The organism is Thermodesulfobacteriota bacterium (genome assembly GCA_040756475.1).
Classification (GTDB): domain Bacteria; phylum Desulfobacterota; class Deferrisomatia; order Deferrisomatales; family JACRMM01; genus JBFLZB01.
In genome coordinates, this window is the sequence record JBFLZB010000046.1 from 20888 (window position 1) to 27629 (window position 6742).

General features: G+C 72.4%; 3 protein-coding genes. 2 read left to right on the forward strand and 1 reads right to left on the reverse strand.

All coding sequences use genetic code 11. The features are described 5' to 3' along the window. Positions 1-3 precede the first annotated feature (3 nt). Positions 4-1884, reverse strand: coding sequence for an ATP-binding protein (locus tag AB1578_08910; GenBank protein MEW6488022.1), 1881 nt, complete (start codon positions 1882-1884; stop codon positions 4-6). A gap of 123 nt (positions 1885-2007) precedes the next feature. Here AB1578_08910 and glnE point away from each other — a divergent pair, with 123 nt between their 5' ends. Both glnE and AB1578_08920 read left to right on the forward strand, forming a co-directional pair. Beyond that, positions 2008-4989 (forward strand): bifunctional [glutamate--ammonia ligase]-adenylyl-L-tyrosine phosphorylase/[glutamate--ammonia-ligase] adenylyltransferase, encoded by a 2982-nt coding sequence (gene glnE, locus AB1578_08915; protein MEW6488023.1) that lies wholly within the window; start codon positions 2008-2010, stop codon positions 4987-4989. Beyond that, positions 4986-6742: DUF4388 domain-containing protein (locus AB1578_08920; protein ID MEW6488024.1), on the forward strand; the 1757-nt coding region annotated here is incomplete at its 3' end. The genes glnE and AB1578_08920, both read left to right, overlap by 4 nt.

Genomic DNA, 6742 nt, shown 5'->3' on the forward strand with positions numbered 1-6742 from the left:
CTCCTAGGGCGTGAACGCGGGAAGCGTGAGGGTGAAGCGGGAGCCTCGTCCCGGCTCGCTGTCCACCTGGAGCTCCCCCCCGTGCTTGCGGGCGATGCCCGCGGCGATGAACAGGCCGAGCCCGGTGCCCTTGCCGGGCGGCTTGGACGTGAAGAAGGGGTCGAAGACGCGATCGCGCACGGCCGACGCGATGCCGACGCCGTCGTCGGACACCTCCAGATAGACGCGGGGGCCGTCGGCCCGGGTGGCCACGCACACGGTGCCCCGGCCCGCCACGGCATCGCGGGCGTTGGTCAGGAGGTTCACGAGAAGGTGCTCGAGCTGGTCCTTGGAGCCGAGCACCCGCGGCAGCCGGGGGGCGAGCTCTTCGCGAAGCTCGGTCTCGCCCCGGCTGATCTCGTAGCGGCTAAACGAGAGGGTGTCGGCGACGATGTCGTTGAGATCGATGGGGAAGAAGGCGTCGTCCGAGGGCCGCGCGAAGCTCATGAGGTTTTCCACCAGCCGGTGGATCCGCTCGATGCCCTCCTGGATGCGGCGGGCGCTCTCGGCGTCCCGGGGGTCGCCCAGGCGCAGGGCCAGGAGCTGGGCGTAGGAGGACACCGCGGTCAGGGGATTGTTGATCTCGTGGGCGATGCCGGCCGCGATCTGCCCCAGGGTCACGAGTTTCTCCGAGTGCCGCAGGCTGCGGGAGAGCTGCTCTTCCCGGGTCACGTCCCGGGCGTAGGCGATGGCAGCGTACACCAGGCCGTCGGTGCCCCGCAGGGGGTAGGCCCGGTAGTCGTAGACGCGGGATCCCCGCACGGTCTCGGTTTGCGCCCGTGCCTGCGTGCCGGTCTCCAGCGCCTCTCGCACGGGGCAGGCGGGGCAGGGGGCCTCGTGTCCGTACAGGGCCCGGAAGCAGGGTTGGCCCACCAGATCCTGGGGCGCCTTTCCCACGGCCTCCGCCAGTGCCCGGTTTACGCGGCGCAGCTCCAGGTCCGGGCCCACCACCGAGATGCAGTCGCGGATCGTGTCGAAGGTGCGCTCCCACTCGGCCTTGCCCAGGCTCAGGTCCTGGTAGAGCTGGCTGCGGTGCAGGGCCAGGGCTGCCTCCCGGGCGTACACCTGGAGCAGGTCGAGCCGGCGGCGGGGGTACGGGGCCCCGTGGGCGGCGCACACCTCCAGCTCCCCCAGGCTCAGGGAGCCGGTCTTGAGGGCTACCACGGCCCGTGTCCAGCCTTCCGCTGCGCCCTCGACCGCGCCCTGCGGGGGATGCTGGACCCGCCCGGTGGCCGCCACCCGAACCTCGACCCGGGCCCCGGGAAAGAGCAGCCCCAGGGCGTCCTCGATGCGGCGCCGGAGTTTCCCCGGGGCCTGGAGCGGGATGAGGGCCTGCTGGGCCGCGAGCAGGGCGCGCAGGTCCCGGGCGTGGTCCTCGAGCTCCCCGTACAGCTCCCGAAGGTTCTGCTGACTTGCTTCCAGCTGGGCCGCGTAGGCCTGGACCTGGACCTCCGAGCTCTCCTCCCGGTCGCGGTGGCGCGAGAGGGCGGTGCGCAGGGACGAGAGCTCCAGGAGGCGCCCCAGGACGGCCCGCGCCTCGGGAGCCCACAGGGGCAGGGCCAGCACCGCGTCGGCGCCCGCACCGTGCGCCCGGGCCGCCGCCTGGCCCCGGGGCTCGGGCGAGAGCCAGGCCGTGGCGTTCCCCACCCGTTGGGCCCAGGCCAGGGCCTCCAGCCCCAGGGTCCGCTCGTCCACCAGGACCGCGGTCCAGCCTTGGGCAGGCCGGGGTGCGTCCGGGGCGGGCAGGGCACCCAGCTCGCCGCCCGCAGCCCGGACTAGCGCCCCCAGCTCGGGGGCAAGGGAAGGATCGGCGCTCAGGAGGAGCACGCGAGCAGGATCGGGCATGGCTGATGTGAGAACCCGGCGCGGTGTGCGAGAGCGTTGACGCCCCCGGGGGGCGGGCTATAGTCTGGCCCCCTCCCGGGGAGGCGACATCATACGGTATCATCGGACGGCGATTCCAGAAACATGAGCACTCACTGGCCTGCGGGGGCTCGAGAGGGCCTCGCCGCGGCTCCGAGCCCCGCCTGGGCCGAGCTCGGGCTGCGACGGTTGCGGGAGCAGGGGGTGCCCCTGGAGGATTGGGACCCCGCCGGTCTTTCCCGGCTCACCCGGGTGCTGGGCTCCTCCCGGGTCGCGGGCAGTTGGCTGTGCGCGGAGCCCTGCCTGGGCCAGGTCTTCACGGACCCCGCGCTCGCGGCGGAGCTGGATCGGCCTCGATACCTGGCTCGCCTGGCGGCTCCCGCCGGCGAGCCGGAAACCCCCGAGGCGTTCTTCCGCCGCTTGCGGCGCGTGCGGCGAAGCGAGATGCTGCGCGTGATTTCCCGCGAGGCGCTGGCCTTGGCGCCCGTTGCGGTGACGGCCCGGGAGATGAGCGCCCTGGCCGAGGCGGCGGTGGAGGCGGCGCTGGCCTGGTCGTGGGCTCGGCTGTGCGCACGCCACGGGGTGCCCCTGGGGCCCGGGGGCGAGCCCAACCGTTCCTGCGTGCTCGGGATGGGCAAGCTCGGGGGCAGCGAGCTCAACCTGTCCTCCGACGTGGATCTCCTCTTCCTGTACCGCATCGGGCGCGGCGAGACGACGGGCGGACCGGGGGGCCGGCTCGACGCGCGCACCTTCTTCTCTCGCCTGGTCCGCCTGGCCGTGGAGGCGCTGGGCCGGGTGACCGGGGATGGGCTCGTCTTTCGGGTGGACCTGGATTTGCGCCCCGAGGGCCGCAGCGGCCCGCTGGCCCAGCCCCTCGACGACGCCGCAGGCTACTACCTGTGCTGGGGGCAGACGTGGGAGCGCGCCGCGCTGATGCGGGCCCGGCCCATCGCCGGGGACCTGGAGGTGGGGAGGCGGTTTCTCGCCGAGGTAGAGCCGTTCGTGTATCGCCGCAGCCTCGACTACACCACCGTCGAGGATCTGGCGGAGATGAAGCAGCGGATCGCCGAGAGCTCGGGTCGCCGGTCGGGGGGTGACGCGGACCTCAAGCTGGGCAGGGGAGGTATCCGGGAGCTGGAGTTCTTCGTCCAGACGCTCCAACTGGTGCACGGAGGCCGGCTTCCCCGGGTGCGCGAACCCAATACCCTGGAGGGACTTGGCCTTCTCGCCCGCGCGGGCGTGCTGGAGGGGGCCGTGGCCGAGGATCTGGCGGGCTGCTACCGGTTTCTGCGAACGCTGGAGCACGCCGTCCAGTCCCTCCACTTGCTCCGGACCCACCGCCTGCCCTCCGCCCCGGAGGAGCTTCGCGTGGTGGCGCGGCGCCAGGGTTTCGGCGGGGGCGAGCCCGTGGGACCCTTTCTCGAGGCCCTCGACGGGGTGCGGAGCCGGGTGCACGGGGCCTACGGCAGGGTGGTCCACGGCGGCCACGGGGGGGCAGAAGAGGAGCCCGGAGCCCGGGAAGCGCGGGAGCTCCTGGCTCTGGCCCCGGACGACCCCCGAGCCTCGGCGGTCCTGGAGAAGGCGGGTTTTCGAAACCCCGGGAAGGCCCTGGCGGCGCTGTCGCTCCTGCGAAGCGGGCCGCCTGGCCCCCGCGCCACGGCCCGAGCCAGGCGCCTGCTCGGACGGGTGGCGCCGGCGCTGCTCGAGGCAGCCCGCCAGTGCCCCGACCCGGACCAGGCCCTGTTGTGGCTGGGGGAGTTCCTCGCGGCCTCGGGGGCTCGGGAGGGGTATCTCTCGCTGCTGGAGGGCAACCCGGCGACGGCTCGCCTCCTGGTGACCCTGTTTGGCACGAGCGGGTTTCTCTCCCGCTATCTGGTGGGGCATCCCGAACTCCTGGACGAGCTGGTGCTCGGTAGCTACGCGGTGCGGGACAAGTCCTTGGAGCGGCTGGAGGCAGAGCTCGGGGAGGCCCTGGCGGGGGCCCGGGACGAGGAGGAGCGGCTCGACGCCCTGCGCAGGTTTCGCAACGCGGAGTTTCTGCGCATCGCCTGGAACGACCTGTACGGCGCGCTCGGCCCCGAGGAGGCCGGAGCGCAGGTGACCCTGGTGGCGCAGGCGTGCCTCGAGGCGGCATGCCGGGAGGCCCGGGAGCAACTGGCCCGAAAGTACGGGCCCCCGGGGCAGGCCGGGGGTGGTCCCGTTCGCTTCGCCGTGCTCGGGCTGGGCAAGCTCGGCGGCGCCGAGCTCGACTACCACTCGGACCTCGATGTGATCTTCGTCTACGATGGCTGGGGCGAGGAGGCGTCGTCGGGCCCTTCTCGCCTCGCCGCGGCGGAGTATGCCGCGCGGCTCGCCCAACGGGTGATGAGCCTGCTCTCGGCCAGGACCCGCGAGGGCATCGCGTTTCGGATGGATGCGCGCCTGCGGCCCTCCGGCCGGGCTGGCCCCCTGGTGACCTCGCTGCCTTCCTTCGAAGCGTATCACCGGGGCGGGGGAGGGCAGACCTGGGAGCGCCAGGCCCTGATCCGCCTGCGGCCCGTCGCCGGCGACCCGGGACTGGGCCGGGAGGCCCGGTCGGTGGTGGACCGGCTCCTGTACCAGGATCCGCCGGCCGCGGATCCCCGCTCGGAGCTTGGGCGGATGAGGGACCGGATGCGGGCGGAGGTGTGCCGGGAGGAAGGCGGGACCATCGACCTCAAGGCCGGCCCCGGTGGACTTGTGGACGTGACGTTTGCCGTGCAGGCTCTCCAGCTTCTGCACGGCTGGAAGGACGAGGCGCTCCGGACCCCAAACATCCCGGCCGCCCTCGAGGGCCTGAAGCACGGGGGCCATTTGGCCGATGAGGACGGGGCAGCCCTGGGGGAAGGGTACCGATTTCTGCGCCGGGTGGAGGCCCGGCTGCGGATCGTGCAGGAGCGGCCCACCGACGTGCTGCCCCGGCAGGCCGGTCCCCTTGGGGATCTCGCCCGGGGTCTGGGGTATACGCAGACACAGGGGGGAGGGGAGGCAATGGTGCGAGAGCTGGAGCGCCATCGGCGCAACGTGAGCGCCGTGTGCGACGACATCCTCCGGGGAGGCGGGGCGTGAAGAAGCGGGTCCTCGTGGTGGAAGACGATCCGGGAACCCGTCAGCTCCTGGCGGCGGTCCTCAGCGAGTTCGACGTGGAAGTCCACGAGGCGTCTCGGGACGATCAGGGGTTCCAGCGGTTCCTCGAGCTGGGGCCGGACCTGGTCTTCATCGACGTGCTGCTGCCCCGGCGGGGCGGCCTCCACCTGCTGCGCCGCATCCGCGGCGCCCGGGGGGGCAAGGACGTGCCCGTGTTCGTGATGAGCGCCGTCTACCGGGGGGCCGACATCCGCACCGAGGCCGTGGACGAGCTGGGGGCGCTGGATTTCCTGAAGAAGCCCTTCCAGCTCGACGCCTTGCGGGAGCGGCTGGCGGCGCTCCTGGTGGATGCCCAGGCGCCCGCGGCCTCCGTGGCCGTTACTCCCTTTGCTCCTTCCGACATCCTCACCCGGGGGAGCCTCTCCACGGTCGACTTCCCCCTGCTCCTTCAGGACCTGGCGTTCCACAAGACCACCGGTTGCCTCAACTTGCAGTGGGGCCGGGTCAAGAAGGTGGTCTTCCTGCAGGACGGGGAGATCGTCTTCGCCCTGTCCAACCAGATGCGCGAGACCCTGGGGCGGCACCTCCTGGACCGGGGCGCCGTGGAAGAGGAGGCGTACCGGGAGGGCATCGAGGCGATGCTCCAGACCAAGAAGAAGCTCGGCGAGTTCCTGATCGCCCGGGGACTCATCGACCCCAAGGAGCTCTTCGAAGCCGTTCGGGAAAACGTGACCGAGAAGGTCATGGAGGTCTTCACCTGGGAGGGGGGCGAGTTCCGGGTGTCCCCCTACCAGGACCCGCCGGCGCGCATCCCGGGGCAGCCTCTGGAAGCCCACCGGGTGTTGTGGGAGGGCGTGCGCTCCCGGGTGCCCTTCGAGCGCCTGAGCGCGACGCTCGCGCCCCGGGCGGAGCTCGGCCTGCTGCCCGAGGGGGACCTGTTCGAGCTGGCCGCCGAGGTTCCCCTGGAGAAGGACGACGTCCAATTCCTGCGCCTGCTGCGGCGCATGCGGGGACACAGCCTCGGGGAGATCCTGGCGGAGGCCCGGGGGGAAGCGGAGGTGCGTTTCCTCTACTACCTGCTGCTGCGCGGCTACCTCACCCTGTCGCGCGCAAGCGGGAGCGACGCCTCGTGGGGGCTCGATCCGGCGGACCTGGAGCGGGTGCGCCGGGCCCGCCACCGGCTCGATGCCTTCCGGTCCCGCAACTACTTCCAGGTGCTGGAGGTACCCCTGGACGCCACGGACGAGAAGGTGCGGGAGAGCTACCTGCACCGGGCCAAGGACGTGCACCCCGACATGCTCGGCTCCCAGGACCCCCCCGAGCTCCACCAGATCCACTCCGAGACCTTCCACGCCATCCAGGCCGCCTACGAGGCTCTCAAGACCGAGCCCAGGCGCAGGGAGTACCTGAAGTTCATCCAGGAGGGGCTCGAGGAAGAGGTCTCCGACGGCTCGCGCATTCTCGCGGCCGAGGGGCTCTTTCAGCAGGGGCGGGGGCTCTTGCGGCGCCGCGCCTGGGACGAGGCGGCCGAAGCGTTTCGCAAGGCCCTGGACGCCAATCCCGAGGAAGGCGAGTATGCGCTCCATCTGGGGATCGCGCGGACGCACCCGGCGGCCGCCGGCCGGGAGAACTCCCTGAACGAGGCAGAGGAGCTCCTCACCCGGGCCCGCGGCCTCATGAAGGACTCCGCCGAGCCCTCCTACCACCTGGGCCACCTGCTGGCCCTGCAAGGGGA